Origin of the sequence: Neobacillus drentensis (genome assembly GCF_036966985.1) — a bacterium.
GTDB lineage: Bacteria > Bacillota > Bacilli > Bacillales > Cytobacillaceae > Neobacillus > Neobacillus drentensis_E.
This window is the reverse complement of record NZ_JBALSN010000800.1, coordinates 1-1,373: the sequence shown is the minus strand read 5'-3', so window position 1 is coordinate 1,373 and position 1,373 is coordinate 1. Positions and strand designations below refer to the sequence as shown.

1 protein-coding gene is annotated in these 1,373 nt (G+C 40.3%); it reads left to right on the top strand.

Annotated elements, in window-relative coordinates; genetic code table 11:
* Window positions 1–166: 166 nt before the first annotated feature.
* Window positions 167–1,373, top strand: a 1,207-nt coding sequence (locus V7659_RS31860) for a lamin tail domain-containing protein (RefSeq protein ID WP_335543961.1), incomplete at its 3' end; no start/stop codon positions are given.

The following is a 1,373-nucleotide window of genomic DNA, read 5'->3' as shown; positions in this document are numbered from 1 at the left end:
GCTGTCATTTTATCCATTTTCCATCTGCTCATACAGAAAGGAATCGTGGAACCGTTAGCGAAAAAAAGCTAACGGTTTTTTTGTGTGAATTTATATCGTTTCCCCGTTCCATCTGTCATAAAAACCGTCTTCAGGAGACACAATATCCGAAGGGAGGCGGTGCACGATGGTGAATGTGAGCAGACAAATCATTCTTTTGCTTTTTTTGAGCATTCTTTTTTGTTTCAGTCAGCCTGCTTCAGCAGGATCTTTGACACAAACACAAGTGAACATACGAAATAAGCCCTTTTCACCTTTTATCTTTGATCAATTTCAAGTAGATGTACGTCCGGTTCAAGGAAAAAAACGTGATCTTCAATTTCGGGCATCTATTAGTCAGTCAGAGCAAATTTTGTCTGCAAACTTGTACTATAAACAGAGTGATGAACTGGGATATCGATTGATCCCAATGGAACGATTGCCGGGGATGAAACCAGAATTTACAGCGAAAATCCCGACAGATCAATTGTGGAATCCAACAGTTCATTACTATACAGAATTCCTGACGCAGAAGTCTGTCATCAAAACAACCGAACAAGCTGTTCACTTAAACGGATTTGAAGAGGATCTCTCACAAATTCCTGAGCTATTGATGACAGAAATCGTGGTGAATTCAAAAAACCGCAAAGGCAAGGATGCTTTTGAATTCATCGAGGTGTATAACACAACACATGCACCCATTTCACTTCGACATTATCAGCTTCGCTATCGCAATCCAGCGCAAGGCGTGGAGATGGATGATATATATTCATTCCACACAAGTCCGATCACCATTTCTCCTGGAAAACCGTACGTATTTTGGCTTAGAAAAAAAGGACAGGAGCATTTAACGGTAGCGGATTTTAATGCGATGTACAAAAGTCATTTAAAAGAGGGCGAGCATCTATCGGTCATTGAGAGTAAAGGATTGTCCAATTCTAAATCCCGCCTTGTTTCTATCACAACAAATATAGGAGAAGATGTATCGTCGGCATCCTATCGTTTAAAGCCTTCATTGTTTAACGAGCACAGATCGTTACTGTTCAAGTATCCAATGGATGGTACGACACAAATGAAGCTGATCTCGAAAGTGGAGGAAGAGCCGACACCCGGAAAAGTGTTAAAAGCACAAATTCCAACTGAAAAAAAAGAAATATCACAAGATGTTCATAAACCTGTGATTGAAGATATGACAGACAATCAACCGATAAAACCAACTGAAGGCATTGAAATGAGAGCAGATGTGCAGGATGATCAGTCCGTCAAAACGGTCAAATTGCGATATCGAACCAATCGTCATGAAGATTTTAAAGAGGTGCTGCTTCAAAAGGATCATAATGATCGGCTGTTTCACC